This is a genomic window from Vibrio sp. 10N.261.55.F4, from assembly GCF_041470465.1.
GTDB classification, from domain to species: domain Bacteria; phylum Pseudomonadota; class Gammaproteobacteria; order Enterobacterales; family Vibrionaceae; genus Vibrio; species Vibrio crassostreae_C.
Genome location: NZ_JBFRMM010000041.1, coordinates 35,249 through 50,348 on the forward strand (window position 1 = coordinate 35,249; position 15,100 = coordinate 50,348).

13 protein-coding genes, 3 pseudogenes and 1 riboswitch are annotated in these 15,100 nt (G+C 45.2%); of the genes and pseudogenes, 3 read left to right on the forward strand and 13 right to left on the reverse strand.

What is annotated here, in order from left to right:
* Nucleotides 1-161: 161 nt before the first annotated feature.
* The 5 genes and pseudogenes from AB4249_RS18805 to AB4249_RS18825 all read right to left on the reverse strand — a co-directional run bounded on the left by AB4249_RS18805 (nucleotide 162) and on the right by AB4249_RS18825 (nucleotide 3,886).
* Entirely contained in the window at nucleotides 162-818 is a 657-nt protein-coding gene (locus tag AB4249_RS18805; RefSeq protein WP_372104392.1) for a potassium channel family protein, read from the reverse strand.
* Nucleotides 819-1,919 carry an AI-2E family transporter gene (locus AB4249_RS18810; protein ID WP_372104395.1) on the reverse strand — a complete coding sequence of 367 codons (1,101 nt, stop codon included), beginning with the start codon at nucleotides 1,917-1,919 and terminating at the stop codon, nucleotides 819-821.
* 22 nt (nucleotides 1,920-1,941) lie between these two features.
* Nucleotides 1,942-2,514, reverse strand: a pseudogene (locus tag AB4249_RS18815) (hypothetical protein); the annotation flags it as partial.
* A pseudogene (locus AB4249_RS18820) lies at nucleotides 2,503-3,183 on the reverse strand (PAS domain S-box protein); the annotation flags it as partial. The pseudogenes AB4249_RS18815 and AB4249_RS18820, both read right to left, overlap by 12 nt.
* A 274-nt stretch (nucleotides 3,184-3,457) precedes the next feature.
* Complete coding sequence (locus AB4249_RS18825; RefSeq protein ID WP_017061906.1) at nucleotides 3,458-3,886, reverse strand: PACE efflux transporter; 429 nt, start codon at nucleotides 3,884-3,886, stop codon at nucleotides 3,458-3,460.
* Between the two features lie 138 nt (nucleotides 3,887-4,024).
* On the opposite strand from AB4249_RS18825, the gene AB4249_RS18830 reads away from it, so the two are divergent.
* Nucleotides 4,025-4,927, forward strand: a complete 903-nt coding sequence (locus AB4249_RS18830) for a LysR family transcriptional regulator (protein WP_372104399.1) — start codon at nucleotides 4,025-4,027, stop codon at nucleotides 4,925-4,927.
* Nucleotides 4,928-5,345: 418 nt separating this feature from the next.
* A complete protein-coding gene (locus tag AB4249_RS18835; RefSeq protein ID WP_372104454.1) occupies nucleotides 5,346-5,690 on the forward strand; it encodes a thiamine-phosphate diphosphorylase in 345 nt (114 codons plus the stop codon).
* 207 nt (nucleotides 5,691-5,897) lie between these two features.
* On the opposite strand, the gene thiE is transcribed toward AB4249_RS18835, so the two are convergent.
* Nucleotides 5,898-6,515, reverse strand: a complete 618-nt coding sequence (thiE, locus tag AB4249_RS18840; RefSeq protein ID WP_372104402.1) for a thiamine phosphate synthase — start codon at nucleotides 6,513-6,515, stop codon at nucleotides 5,898-5,900.
* 262 nt (nucleotides 6,516-6,777) lie between these two features.
* On the opposite strand from thiE, the gene AB4249_RS18845 reads away from it, so the two are divergent.
* Nucleotides 6,778-8,721 (forward strand): methyl-accepting chemotaxis protein, encoded by a 1,944-nt coding sequence (locus AB4249_RS18845; protein WP_372104405.1) that lies wholly within the window; start codon nucleotides 6,778-6,780, stop codon nucleotides 8,719-8,721.
* Between the two features lie 138 nt (nucleotides 8,722-8,859).
* Here the strand turns inward: AB4249_RS18845 and thiM are convergent, their stop codons facing one another.
* The 7 genes and pseudogenes from thiM to AB4249_RS18880 all read right to left on the reverse strand — a co-directional run bounded on the left by thiM (nucleotide 8,860) and on the right by AB4249_RS18880 (nucleotide 15,063).
* Nucleotides 8,860-9,645 (reverse strand): hydroxyethylthiazole kinase, encoded by a 786-nt coding sequence (gene thiM / locus AB4249_RS18850; protein ID WP_372104408.1) that lies wholly within the window; start codon nucleotides 9,643-9,645, stop codon nucleotides 8,860-8,862.
* A gap of 29 nt (nucleotides 9,646-9,674) precedes the next feature.
* On the reverse strand, nucleotides 9,675-10,355 hold the full coding sequence (tenA, locus tag AB4249_RS18855; protein WP_372104411.1) for a thiaminase II: 681 nt from the start codon (nucleotides 10,353-10,355) through the stop codon (nucleotides 9,675-9,677).
* An 8-nt stretch (nucleotides 10,356-10,363) separates the two neighbouring features.
* Entirely contained in the window at nucleotides 10,364-11,320 is a 957-nt protein-coding gene (locus tag AB4249_RS18860; RefSeq protein WP_108203193.1) for an ABC transporter substrate-binding protein, read from the reverse strand.
* Nucleotides 11,321-11,366: 46 nt separating this feature from the next.
* Nucleotides 11,367-12,101 (reverse strand): annotated as a pseudogene (locus AB4249_RS18865) (ABC transporter permease); the annotation flags it as partial.
* A gap of 103 nt (nucleotides 12,102-12,204) precedes the next feature.
* The gene (locus AB4249_RS18870; RefSeq protein ID WP_372104414.1) at nucleotides 12,205-12,963 is read right to left on the reverse strand and encodes an ABC transporter ATP-binding protein; all 759 of its coding nucleotides are present in this window, start codon (nucleotides 12,961-12,963) and stop codon (nucleotides 12,205-12,207) included.
* The gene (gene thiD, locus AB4249_RS18875; protein WP_017064402.1) at nucleotides 12,953-13,837 is read right to left on the reverse strand and encodes a bifunctional hydroxymethylpyrimidine kinase/phosphomethylpyrimidine kinase; all 885 of its coding nucleotides are present in this window, start codon (nucleotides 13,835-13,837) and stop codon (nucleotides 12,953-12,955) included. Before thiD ends, AB4249_RS18870 begins: the two co-directional genes overlap by 11 nt.
* Before the next feature lie 98 nt (nucleotides 13,838-13,935).
* Nucleotides 13,936-14,047: riboswitch (TPP riboswitch) on the reverse strand.
* 98 nt (nucleotides 14,048-14,145) lie between these two features.
* Nucleotides 14,146-15,063, reverse strand: a complete 918-nt coding sequence (locus AB4249_RS18880) for a DMT family transporter (protein ID WP_017061917.1) — start codon at nucleotides 15,061-15,063, stop codon at nucleotides 14,146-14,148.
* Between the last annotated feature and the right edge of the window lie 37 nt (nucleotides 15,064-15,100).

Sequence of the window (15,100 nt, forward strand, 5' to 3'; positions counted from 1 at the left end):
AGGTGCGTACTTAAATTCTCTCAATACGTTATCTTTTGGTTACTTATTAATCCATATGGCGTTAAATGGTAAAACTGATCATCGATTAAAATCCATACTACACCTGTTCCAACAAAACAGACTTCTAACTTATACAGGTACTTAAATGAAAAAGATTGCACTTAAGATTGAGACTGTGCAAGTCGAATGCTCACCAAACTCGCCACCATGATAACTAAGTAAAAGCTGCCGATAATGGATTCCATAAACACAAAGAATTGAGCAATAGGCAGAGCTGGTGATATGTCGCCGTAACCAACCGTAGTCAAGGTGATAAAGCTAAAGTACATCGCATTAAACAAGTTCGTCAGCCAGACTTGCTCTTCTAACCCGTTAAAGGCATTAGGAAAGATCTCTAAAATTAACAAGTAGATGGTCGACCAAGCAAACCCTAGCAACAAGTAAATACAGATGGAGCCGATGATGTGATTGGGTGTCACCGTTTTGGCTTTCATCACCTGCTTCAACGCCGAGTAAATGTGTGAAAACAAGAACACAGCCAACGCCGATAGCGTCACTATCGACAGGTTATAGCCTTCCAAAAATGAAAACACGCCAGACACGAGCGCCGTAATCAATAACAGCCCATACCAAGAGCGATACAAGGCTCGCTCTTTATGAATACCGGCAATTGAACTCGCCAACGTAATAATGATAAGAAATAGGATTGTTTTCTGGCCTTGCGGATAAAACTGCTGCATCACCGCGCAACCAAGAAACAACACCAACAGTGCATAGAATAAGAAGTAGAAGTTGTCGTCTTTAGAGACTGGCTTCATCTATTTTCCCTCGACCTCTGCAGGTTTTTTCTCAGTTTCTTGTTGGTTTTTCTCTTCAAGTCCAAGCCACGCCATCATCAGCTCATAGCTTAAACTCAGTATCACAGCACCGACAAACAGACCGACGATGCCTGACATCGCCATTCCGCCCAGTGCACCCAATAGAATTACCAACATTGGAATGTGAGAGCCACGGCTCAGCAATACTGGCTTTAAGATAGCGTCACTGCCGCTCACCAAAATACACCACACTAAGAACAAGCTCGCCACCAGTGTCGATTCAACGCTGAACATGTAGATGATCGCCGGTAATAGAGCGAGAATCGGTGGAAGTTGGATTATCGCAATGAGCAGCACAGCTAGCGCCCAAAACGCAGCTGCTGGAACGCCTGCAATCACCAAACCGATTGCCGACATCATGGATTGAATCACAGCCACACCAATCACACCTTGCACAACGCTTCGCACGGTCGATTTAGAAAGCTCTACCAATTCTTCACCTTTACCGCCCGTTAAACGCGCCACTAAGTGAGTCACACCAGTTTTGCATTTATCCGCATTGCTCATGAATGCACCAGCAATGATGGTAGAGATAATGAACTGAATGAAGCCACCACCTAACGAGCCAAGAACAGAAGCGGCTTTCGTCGCGAACTGTTTAACTTCGTCTGCATACTTTATGAAAGTGCCTTCAATATTGTTCGAGGCGGCAACCAAGGTTGAATAAACCTTTTCCCCTATTAATGGAATATTTTGTAAGGACTCTTTCGGTTTAGGCAATGACAATGTGCCATCTTGAAGGCCTGTCATCAGGTCAGTCGCGCTGGTATAGATACCAGAAGAAAGCGCCGCCAAAGGAATAAATAGAAGAATCACACCAATAAAGCTCAGCAATGCACTGGCTTTACCTTTCGACATCCCGGTTTTATTTGAAATGGCGACCGCCACTGGATACAACGCAGTCGCAATGATCGCACCCCATATCACCAAAAGAATGAATGGGCGCAAAATCGAAAAACACCAATACACGAGCATGGCAATCGCTGCGATCTTGATGGCAGCGTCTATCGCCTGTTTTGAAAAATCATCGGTTAACTTCATGAGACGTCCTTGTTAGACAAAATTAAGGCTGATTTTGTAGGAACTTCCAATTCCGTGTTTCTAGGAATAGAGAAGCCAAAATCATATATATGCCAATTAACACTAATTGGAATATGCGTATAAGGGTGTTGCTATCGATATCACCGGAGCTCATCAATGTGCTACCAACAAGTACGAGCAACGTACTAAATGCAGTGGCGAAAATAGGTGCTTTTTCGGGAACCGTGTAGATCTTGGTAGCCATAAGAATGGCAATAAGTCCTATAAACAAAGAATAGAAGACAATGTTGGGTACTATAGAAAGAATTGAAAAAGCAGCAATCGCCAGCAATCCCCCGATACCGTTACTTATCACCAGAAAAGCGCTCAACTTTATCGACTTCTCTGACGTAATCATCAACGATAACAACGCAATGAACATCATTGTCAGCAAAGCTTCAGATATTTGAAAAATAAAGAAAAAACACACCACTGGATAGGAGATAATCATCGTTCTAAAGGCCGCATACCAACGCTGTTTCTTTTCGAGTGGCGCAGCAGCGAAGCCAGAGAACGCCGATTTAGGCTCAGGGAAAAACACATGCACTAACGCAAAACAGGAATGTGTGTAACCATAACGCTCTGCCAGGTTAGAATAATGTTTTAAGTCGTTATCAAAGCGGCGTCGATTCCAGCACCCTGTCAGTGAATCCGTTTCCACCAGCATTCTTAATCGACGCTCCAATATCTTGCGTCGGCTAATATCCGTAAAGGTCACCACGTACTTGTTATTGTGCGGCAGAATTTCAGTTAGCTTTTCCACCACAACGTTTACGGTAAACTGCTCACCAAGTCGACTGACGCCACTCAACTCACCTTTCCATCTCTGGTTTTCCTTCAGTGAGCGAGTAATGGTCGTGATTAGGCTGCTGTTATTCATAAAACAGAGATCAGAAATCGGACGAGATTCGACTTGGTCAAAGGCATAACCTGAAACCCGAGAGAATTGTTGATTCACTTGTATGACCCTCAATTGACTATCGAGGACAATAAAACCTGCGACACCATCAATGATCGCTTCCGACAAGTTATTCTTGCTTTGAGCCATTTCATGTCGATAAAGGCGTGCGGTAATAAGAGTGCTAAGTAAAAACAACGCACACACCGAAAAAAACATGGCTGGCGTAGAAGCAATACTCAGCAACCACAAGCTAAATGCCATATTGAGGACAAGTGCAGACACCACGTATAGCGGCATTTTTCGGTCATAACTTAACTTGTTCATAGTTTGCTCTGGTGATGGGCGAATGACTATGATGGCTAAGTTTTAATTAAGATATTTACCATTTTACGACACATACAAATTCAAATTACATATCGAACAATAAGTGCATAGGGTTACACTAACTATTAAGCGGAAGAGATTGAAAAGATTCGAGACCGCCACTTTGAATGCCAACCAGTGCCGGGTTACCTAGGCCTACTAACCGAATATCTCCGTCAAAATAACGAATAAACAAACGGTTAGTGGCCAAGCTCGTGTTTACTGACTTGGTAGATTACTGAACGGCTAGCTCCCCTCTACGTACCCAGAATGCTCGAACATGATCGTAAATCAGGTTGAATACAAACGCGTAAATGGTGATAAAAATGGTCACGCCGATATCCATCAAGAACGCCTGCCATATACCCACATTAAGTAAGTAAGCCATCACCGGGATAGTCGCTATCAACAGGCCCGCTTCGAACAGCACCACGTGAAAAATGCGCAATTTCAGTGAACGCTTAGATTTTTCACCCGTGAAATAACGATCAAAAATACGGTTAAAACAGTAGTTCCAAATCATCGCGATAGTCGCAACAACTATCATGGTTCCTGATAAAGCATTCACATCGTGATCAGTAAATATCGCTAAACCTATAATTGACAGTGTGACGGCCAATACTTCAAACAACACCGAGTGGAACACTCTTTCTAACGTACTCATACATTCCTCTAAATAATCTATTACGTGTTGGATTGGTCGAGATTATGTCACCTGAAATAATAAGAGAAAGTTAACAGCCATCACGAATAGTGATAGCCTAGGAGTTATTACTCCCTTTGGTATTGAGCGAGAGATAACATGTACAGTTTTGAGCAACTAAAAGTCTTCGTCACGGTGTGTGAAAGTGGCTCTTTCTCTGCCGCCGCTCGCAAACTGAAACGAGCTCAGTCTGGGGTAAGCCAATCGATAGCCAACCTCGAAATTGCCATTGACCAAGAGCTGTTTAACCGAGAGAAAAACATCCCCGTTTTAACCAGCAAAGGTAAAGCGTTATTGCCTGTGGCTAAGTCCATTCTTGACCAGCAAAAGTACTTCGATCAAAAAGTAGAATCGCTGACCCAAGAAGATGAGCACGAACTGATCATTGCGGTTGATGAAAGCATCATAGATAAGAACTTCATTAAGATAATCAGCTCACTCGCCGATCAATTTCCAATCACACACTTCGATATCATTACCACCTCAACCTTTGATGTTGAAGACCTAGTAAGACGAGGAAAAGCACAGATTGGCATCATCTACGCGGATGGCGAACTGAAGGTCGATATGGATTTCTTTTTGCTGGGCCAAGCGCGTTTCCTAACTGTTAGCTCTGCCACTCACGAACTGAGTCGCATGTCCGTTGTACAAGACTCAGACCTAAAGCGCTATCGCCAATGTGTGCATCGCAGTTCAAAGCAGCGCGAACTGTGGTTCACCTACGGTATTAGCTCGATGCTTTGGTATGCCAACAACCACAAAACGATCATCGATCTCGTTGAACAGAACGTTGGCTGGGCAAATGTGCCTGAAATGATGGTGATGGAAGGCATTCAAAAAGGCGTACTTGTGGCGTTACCTGTCTCACACGAGCATGGTGGTTGGATTACTCCAGTGGGTTGTTTGGTGTCTCGCAGCCACATCAATGGGCCAGTGTTAACAAGTTTACTTGAAAAACTAAAAGGCCACTCATTAGAGAACAATCAATGGCAAGCCAACTAGCCTCCCCCAATTCTTGAGTTCAGCCTATTTCAGCAACTGAATCCTAAGTCAATAACGGTGGTGTTTTCTCCAGCACTACCTCATTTCCGCTTTTCGTGCCGATAATTTTCTTTGTCGTGTGGATAAAACACCCTAGTTGATATCCCAAAGTGACATAACTAGTATGCGATCCCAAAGGGTTTGTCTTATCAAACTGATATCGACAAACCCAAATCGCTCTTTAACACCACTGACCCAACTTCAAATCTCCCACATAAGTGCCCCTGCCCTGCAACCACTTGTGAAAGCTTCAAATAGATCACTTTTGAATATTGATTCGCACCCAGTTTATGAGCCCTCTTCGAGTGCTTTTTTATATCTAAATGAACCTTTTGGAAAATTTGTCGTGAACGTTTTAAGAAATATTTGCCCTGAGAAAATGGGCAAAGAGCGTAACAAACGAGAGTATGATTTACGCGTACTTAATTGTGTCAGTGAAAGCGAATATGAATCACGTATGGCAGTTTGGAATAGCTTAACTTTGGTTGCTACTCCGTCTGTTTCAGAAACAAAAGGTTTCATCGATGAGGCTTTCAACAAACTTCAGCAAGACTTGAAAGAAGCCAGCCGTGAGTTATCGATTAACTACACAGACTTCATCGCAATGGCGCATGAAGAGCTCAACTATATTAAGGTGTTTGTTGCTGATAAGACCGCACAATACGGCTGGTATGCCGCGATCGTTATTATGATCATCGGCACTATTGCTCTGTGTGCTCAGTAGATCAAACTGTGTATTCAATAGACGCTTTCAGGATTAATAAAAACTTCATGTTCCACAAACAGCATGGCGCTCTTAATAGATTGTCTTAGAAGCTCAGTCGATAACCTTAAAAGCTCAAGCGATAGGCCAATTTAGCCTTTCTATGAGCCTGTTCTTTAACTAGAAAACAAATGGTTAACCTCATTTGTTTTCTAGTCTATCACCCCTTCACTCTCCCATTAGAGACAACAAATCCTGCGTCGCTTGTTTTGGGCTTTCAGCGTGACATATCGCAGACACCAAAGCCAACCCATGAATGCCTGTCTTGACCAACTGCGGAATGTTCGACTCGTTAATTCCACCGATACCCACAATCGGCAACTTCGTTGTCTCCAAAGCCATTTGAATGCCTTCATAACCCCAATGTTTCTTTAGATTCGTCTTGGTCGGTGTGGCAAAAAGCGCACTGAGGCCAATGTAATCGATCGGCAAGCTATCGGAATCTTGTAGCTGCTGCTCAGTTTCAATCGATAGCCCAAGAATCTTATCCGGACCAATCAACTGACGTGCTAACTCTGCAGGCATATCCGATTGCCCTAAGTGCAAACCATCGGCGTCGACAGCCAATGCAACGTCCACTCGGTCATTGATGATCAGCGGAACACCTGAGCCAACCAAAATCGACTTTACGGCTTGTGCTCGTTCAATGAAGGCTCTTACATCCCCATGTTTCTCTCTTACTTGAACCATAGTGACGCCACCCGCGACCGCTTGTTCAACCACAAACTTAAGCGTTTCTAAATCTTGCTGGTCATCCGTTACTAAATAGAGCTTATAAGGGTTCATATCGTACCTTTGGAGTCGATGTCTAAAATTGGCGTTGTACTATTTTACCGACAAATCGCATCATGTGCATGGAAGTTAATACTAAATTAGCTCAATTACACACGCACCATCGAATACGCAACTCGTTGAAAGCATGCCGAAAAACCTGAATCTTTTAACTAAAGCGTTACTTATTACACAAAGTATTCACTTCAAGCATGCCCAGAACGCTGTTTTATGAAATACTCCGAGGTGAAGGAATCAGGTAAATATAGGGATAGTTATGCGCCACCTTTCTATAGCGCTCAAGATCAAGCTGGGTTATGCCATCTGCTTGCTCTTTTTCGTCATTTCAGGCTTTGTGAGTTACAAAGGTATCCAAACCTTGTCGAACGGCTTTAGCCAATACAGTGAGCTCAGCCAAAAAGCGACATTATCAAGCAACATTCAAGTGCACTTTCTTCAGATGCGTTTAGCTTCTGAACGTTACTTAGAGTCATTGGATGAACAGTACGAAACGAATTATCAATCAAGCAAACTTGCGATTGATGAACTGCTCAACAACTTAATCCAATCCACCACCAAAACCGATAGCCTAGCTAGCCTGCAATTAGTGCAAGACAATGTGGCGGCGTTTGATGTGGCTTATGGTTCAATGAAACAGAGTGAGCTTCTCATAGACCAACTGGTCAACGTTGAGATGGTCCAACGAGAAACCAACGCACTGAAAGCTGCTCAGAGTTTGTTGTATGAGTCTTACAATAACAATGATCCAAACGCGAGCTTATACGCGGGCATGTTGATGGAGAATTTCCTCGCAGCCAAGATCACCGTACTCAGTTATTCAAACAACAATGATCTTAAAACCTATGAAGCGGGTAAAGATATCTTTGAATACGCGCTACCAGGTATTGAAGGCGACATTGAATCTCTCAAATCATCGCCTTATCAAAGTGAACTGATTGAAGACTTCTCGAATCAGCGCGAAGCGTATGCAAAAGGCTTTGAGCAAGTTCATCAACAAATGATTGAGAACACGCAAAGAACCGCTAGCCTTGCCTCTATTGGTGACAGCTTAGCTATCGCGGTAGCGGATGCTCAAAGTATTCTCGAGCAGCAGAAACAAGCACTCACGCCAGTACTGCAAGCCAGTGAAAAACGTTCAGTTCAAATCATCATCTTGCTAACGGGTGTCGCTTTAGTTATTGGCATGACGAGCGCCGTTTTGGTGACTCGTTCTATTACCAAGGGCATCGCACAGGTTAAACAGATCACCAATGAGCTTTCTCAAGGCAACTTAAATGTTGAAGTGAACATTGAGAGCAAGAATGAGATTGGTGAACTGCTGACTAACATGGAGATTACGATTGAATCTCTGCGCGATATTGTTGGTCAAGTGAACCGTTCTAGCGTGCGCATTGGTGAGATGTCCGAATCTCTTAATCAAGTAACCAATAACAGCTCGACCAACGCAACACAATTGAACAGTGAAATGATCAATATCTCTTCTGCCGTTGATCAATTGGCTTCGAGCACATCAGAAATTGCGGCAAGTGCTAACCACGCGTCTCAAGTTGCAAACCAAGCAACCGAGAATGTCGCGATGGGACTCAAAGAAGTAGACAAAACACTGCATGAAATTGGCAGCGCCGATGAAAGCATGCAGGTCAGCAGCCAGAAAGTGACGGACCTACACAAAGAGTCGATGAACATTGGTGCCATTCTTGAAGTAATTAAAGGCGTTTCTGAACAAACCAACCTATTGGCATTGAACGCTGCCATTGAAGCCGCACGTGCGGGTGAGCAAGGCCGTGGGTTTGCCGTGGTAGCCGATGAAGTGAGAACGCTAGCTAAGCGTACTCAAGATTCTGCGAGCCAGATTGACGAACTCATCACCTCGTTACAGCGTGGCGCTAAAGATGCGTTAGAGTCGATCAAAGAGAGCCACAGCACGGTTTCAGATGCTTCGACTCAGGCACAACAAGCCTCTCAGAACCTGCATGTGATTAACCAACACATCCAAGATTTGAATCAGGCCAACAGCCAGATCGCAGTATCTGTCGATGAGCAAGATTGTCTGACCAAATCATTGGGTGAGAATGCACAAGGTGCAAACACCATCGCACAAAGTAACCAAGAGTCAGTCAGCAGCATTTCTGGTGCCGCGAGTGACTTAACCGAGGTTGCTCATCATCTAGAGAGCCAAGTAAATCGATTTAGAACCTAACGAAGCCAATTTCTCATATAACGGGATAGCTAACGCGACGAGATAGTTAATACGGTTTTGAAGCAATAATAGAAAAGCCCTCAACACATATGTGTTGAGGGCTTTTTAATAAGCTACGAATGCAGATCTAGATTGAATCTACTGAATCTTCAAACGTTGAATCAGTGTCTCTTCATCTAGCTGATACAGCTCATCGAGTAAGTTCATCTGCAAGCTACCTGGGCCGCGTGAGTTCTCAGCCGCGATTTCGCCAACCACACCCAACACAGCTGCAGCAGCCAAACCACTGTCATCACCGACTGCAGCGAAAGCTCCCGTCAGCGCTGTTAGCGTACAACCCATGCCCGTCACATACGGCATCATTGGGTGGCCATTGTTTAACGTCACAACGCTGTCTTGAGTGACAACGTAATCCGTCTCACCAGAAATCACCACATTCGCACCGTATTCAGCGACTAAGCATTGCGCTGCGCCTAGTGCGGCATCACTGCTATCTAGCGCATCAACGCCTTTGCTCTGCGCCTGCTCGCCCGCTAACGCGATAATCTCAGACGCGTTACCACGAATGATCAATTTATCCGCTAAACGTGCGAGTTCACGAGAAGTCTCGGTACGCAGCGTACTTGCGCCACAACCCACAGGATCAAGCACCACAACCTTGCTGTTCGCATTCGCTTGTTCAACCGCAAAGCGCATTCTTGGCGTCCACACACTATCAAGCGTGCCAATGTTGATCACCAAAGCGCCAGAGAATGACATCATCTCAGCCAGTTCTTGTTGTGAGTGCGCCATGATAGGCGAAGCGCCAATCCCCAATAATGCATTGGCCGTGTTGTTCATCACGACGTAGTTGGTGATGTTCACCACCAGTGGTTTTTGCTCTCGTACTGCGCGTAGCGATTGAATAATTTGTTCAGTAAGCATGGGTAAATCCTTATTCGTGAAAGTCGCTTTTAAGCCGCTGTTGAATCATTAAGAGCGTTCAGCCCTTGCTGCCAAAAAGCCACTTCCATACGCGTTGCGGTTTTGAAGATATGAACGATGTTCTGACCGCGTTCGCTGTTGATATCAATTTCAGCAAGCAGCTGGTTGAAGTATTCCGCGCCCGTTGCTACGCCAGACTGGAACTCTTCACTGCCATACAGTTGCAGCCAGCTTGCGTATGGATTGCCTTCCAAAACAGTTTCACTGCTTTCTAACAGCGCTTTACCGATCACAGCGTAACCAATGGAACACGGAGCCAGTGCTGCATATAAGTCAACAAGATCACCCGTCATGCCTGCATCCAGAACGTAGCGCGTGTAAGCAACTGTACCGAAATCTTCCGGTTCGTTTTCTAGGTCAGATTCGGTTAAACCCCACTGACCACAGTAAGTCACGTGGTGAGAGATTTCAGAATCTAGCAGAGCATGAACACTTGGCAGTGCACGACGCATATCAGCCAAGGCTTTCGCCTTGTAAATCGCCAACGCATAAGCTCGAGCATATTGCTTCAAGAACAGAAAATCTTGTTTCAAATAATGCAGAAAACACGGCTGAGCAAGAGTGCCGTTTGCCAACGTTTTAACAAAATCATGTTCAGTGTAGTCTTGCCAATCTTGTTGACAGGCTTGAATTAAGTCTTGGTATTTCATGAGATTCCTTAGTCAAAAGTCGGTACGTAATCAGCGGCTTTTGGTAGTGATTTGATGATGCCTTTGTCGAACATGAACTGTGCGTAATCGTCGTAACGCTTCATATCTACAGCAGAAGGGCGAAGTGCAAAGCGAGTCAATGTGTCGTTCCATGCGCGTTGGTTAAGCTCGTTATTCAACGTATCTGGTGAATACGCCACAAACTCACTCCATGACTCTTGTGGGTGGTTCACAATGTAAGTCGTTGCTTGTTCCAATGCTTTGTTGAAGGCTTTGATTGCTTCGTCGTCGTGTTTCTTTGCGTTCGCAACAAAGATAAGCTCGTCGTAAGCGGGCACACCGTGCTCTTCAGGGAAGAATGCCTTAGCTTTAAAACCTTCAAGTGCTAATTGGTTAGTTTCGAAGTTACGCAAGCCACCCCAGATTGCGTCTACCTTACCCGATGCCAATGAAGATGAAAGTGCCCAACCGACATTGATGGTTTGCACATCTGTAAAAGCAACGTTTTCTTGCGCTAACATAGTACCGATAGTCGCTTCTTCGTTGCCAGCAATCGCAATACCGATTTTTTTACCTTTAAGATCCGCTAGCGAATCGTTCTTGCCGTTATCCAGTACCATTAGTGTGTTCAGTGGCGTCGCGATAAGGGTTGATGCACGAACTAAAGGAAGACCCGCCGCCACATCCATGGTTAAGCTTGGTTGGTAAGTTACCGCTAAATCAACCTTACCTGCAGCAACCAGTTTTGCAGGTGTGCTTGGGTCTGCTGGTTCTTGAATTTCAATGTCTAAGCCTTGGTCAGCAAAGTAGCCACGCTCTTGAGCGATCACAATCGGACCATGGTTCGGGTTCACAAACCAATCCAACATCAGCGTCAGTTTCTTCTGTTCAGAGTCCGCTAGAGCATGACCTGAAACCAATGAAGCAAGCAGTGCCACTGCACCTATCAATTTTGTATTTTTCACGGTTAACCTTTCCTCTTGAATATTATTCTTATGTTGAGCGAAGCCATCATTGGTTTTCCCAAGGGATAGCTTTTTTGAGTAATTTATCTGTAACGAAGTAGAGCGAGATAGACAGCACCGCCAAGATGAACAAGGCAGCAAACATCTCATCGATGATCATGCGCGCGTTGGCCTGCAGCATTAAGTAACCCAGCCCCTCACTCGAACCAACCCACTCGCCGACAACCGCTCCAATTGGCGCAATCACCACAGCCACACGAATGCCAGACGCTAAGGTTGGCAGTGCGGCAGGAAGTTGGATATGACGTAGCAATTGCCACTTCGATGCACCCATCGTCTTGGCAAGATCGAGATAACCTGTCGGAGTATTACGTAAGCCGTCGTAACAACAAGTCGTCACAGGGAAGAAGATAATGATCGCCGCCATCACCACTTTTGAGGCGATGCCATAGCCAAGCCACAACATCAATACTGGAGCAATCGCAAACACAGGAATCGCTTGGCTGGCAATTAAGATAGGTAACAGCCAGCGTTTTAGTGGTTCGAACATCAACATCTGCAAGGCGAAAAACAGCCCCATCGACAAACCGAGTAGCAGCCCAAGTAAGATCTCCTGCGCAGTCACCCAAGTGTGCTTGAGTAACACATCGTAACGTTCGATTAGCTTAATAAAGACTTCTGCAGGCGCTGGCAGAATGAAGCTCGGCATCTCGAAGATAACGACCACCATTTGCCATAAACCGAGAATCACAGCACTGCTGATCAGCAAACGCATAACGGGATTCATCTGACGAGGGCGCTTAGTCGTGATCTGTGTGTTAGTTGAACTTTCTTCCATTGAGTTTTCTATCTTGGAGCTATCAGTAGCTTCGCTTCGCGTTAGATCATTCATAATCACGCTCCAACTGATCTAAGATCGCTTGTTGTAACTCAGCACATTCACCATCTAACACTCTTGGTGTGGCAGTGAGAGGCACAGATAAAGACTGAGCGTTCGCCGGTGTGCCTTGCAACACATACAAATTGTCCGCCAAACGCACCGCTTCTTGTGGGTCATGGGTGATCAACACAACGGTTTTATATCTCAACAGCTCACACGCTAAGCTCTGTAGTTTGTGTCTCGTTACCGCATCCAGCGCAGAGAACGGCTCATCCATCAGCACCACTGGCTTGTCTTGCATTAAAGTTCGAGCCAAAGCGACACGTTGACGCATACCACCAGACAACTGATCCGGCATCGCATTCGCATAATCAGCCAAACCAACCGCAGCGAGCAACTCGAGTGCTTGATTGGTTTGCAGTGCTTTGTCAGAAGCTGAATTTTGAAAACGATGACTCAGACATACATTGTCGATAACCGACAGCCACGGCAGTAACAAATCCTGCTGCGCCATGTAAGCGATGCGATCCGTTAAAGGCAATTCATCAGAGGTTGTCAATGTTCCCTGCCACTCCACCTTGTCGTCCAACAAGCCTGCCAGATAACGCAATACCGTGGTTTTCCCGCAGCCACTTCGACCTAGCAATACCGTCCACTTACCTGCGTTTAAGCTAAGCGACAATCCCGATAAGGTTGCGTGCTCACTGTCGTTATAACGTAAAGAGGCATTGCTGAGCTGAACACCCACCGTATTAACGGACATTCCCGTGCCCAGCGAAGAAGTGATTTACGGGCCCATGACCTTGGCCGACTTGCAACTCATCAGCATGAGCAATCGCGCGCGAAATGTATTGTTTGCCTAGCTCAACAGCCTCTGACAGCGTGTTGCCTTGCGCTAAGAAAGAAGCAATAGCAGATGAAAGCGTACAACCCGTACCGTGGGTGTTTTTGGTAGGAAAACGCTTCGCACTAATCAAAGCAGACGTGGTTGGCAGAATCAGTAAGTCGTTACTGTTCTCATCCTTCTCTAAATGACCGCCTTTGAGAAGAACGGCTTTAGCACCTAGTGCACGCAGGTCTTCAATCATATCCTGCATTTCGGCTTCGCTTTCAGGCACAGCTTTGCCCGTTAGTGCTGCGCCTTCCGGCAAGTTAGGCGTAATGATGTCTGCGAGCGGAATCAGTTCTTGTTTTAGCGTGGTGATCGCCGAGTTTTCTAAAAGAAGGTCGCCACTTGTCGCCACCATGACAGGGTCAATCACTAGGTGTTTAGGTTGGTATTGTTTGATTTTGTCCGCGACGACTTTGATGATTTGCGAATCCGCCAACATGCCGACTTTTACCGCCACGATATTCAAATCGGTAAACACTGCATCTAACTGACTAGCGACATGCTCTAGTGGGATTGGAAATATAGCGGACACGCCTTGGGTGTTCTGAGATGTAATCGCGGTAATTACCGAACAAGCGAAGCTACCCGTTGCAGACATGGCTTTAATATCAGCTTGAATGCCCGCGCCACCACCACTGTCAGAACCCGCAATGGTCAAAACAATCGGAGTATTGATCGAAGAAGATTGGTTTTCTGGTGTTTGAGTGCTGTTAGGTGATACTTGAGAATTGGAATGCTGTGTCATGGTCGCTCCTACTGTCTAAAAGACGTAAGAGAACCGAACTTTGGCCGCAAAGAGAGTGTGGAGGTGAAAGCAATGAGAGATCATTGTTGAACCACGTAGGCAAAGTAATCATAGTTCCCTACGCCAGTGTTAACTGAATCAGGTTCAACGGGTCTCGAATAACGATCTCAGCAAACACCAACTAAGGTATATGCCCCCCGACTATTGATAACGATAGTAACAGCACTCTCGCAACTGAGATACTCATTTTATTCAATTATAAGAATCACGCATGAATTTAATTCAATTAATCCCGTTTTAACAAATACTTATAATGGCTTTTTAGTTGGCTGAGATTGGATGAATAAACACATCACTATCAAGAACATACCTAGCCATCCAACCAATGGAATAAGCTCACCCACAATACACACGGCCAACACGGCGGCAACAACTGGCTCAAGTAAGGTAATCAAGTTGGCGCTACTCGCTGTGACATGGCGTAGCCCAAAACTGAAAGCGATATAGCCTAAACATTGAGGAAGTAACACCAAGTAACTCACCACCAATATATTGGTATTCGATGCGAACAAGTTATCCCCCGTAAACCAAAGCGTTGGCAGTAGCAACATCGCTCCTAGCCCAAATATGCTGCCCATCGCTGCTTGCGACTTAATGCCTTCGTCTATCAGAGCTTTTGTCGCCCATGAATAAATGGCGTAACACAACCCAGCAATCAACCCTAATCCAATGCCCAAAAGCTTCAGATCGTCACCAGAATCATTCGCTGATGATGATTCTGAAAATACCAGTAGCCCAATACCAACCACGCCAATGGCAAAGCTCGTTAACCAACGTTTGTTGATATTATTCTTTTTGCTAATAAGACACTCTAAAAGTGCAGAAAAGAAAGGAGCAGTAGCTATCGACACCACTGTGCCCATTGCGACACCCGATAACTTCATCGAAGAGTAAAAAGCCAGAGGATAGATCGCCAAAGCCAGCGCACTCGCCGCTAACAACTTTTTGTTGAGCAAAAGCTTATCAAGTGAAGATAAGATCTTTCGATACGCCAAGACTGCTTGCATTAAGCCGCCGACGCCCATTGAAAAAGCACCAATCGCTAATGGGCTGAGATCAGGCGCAAAGCTTGCGGCGGTGCCTGTCGTGCCCCATAAAACAGAAGCAAACACGATGGCTAAAGTGCCCGTTTGGAATTCGTTAACGCGATTGATGGCAAGATTCATTTCTATTACCTAGTCTATTTTCATTTCTGAAATAGAT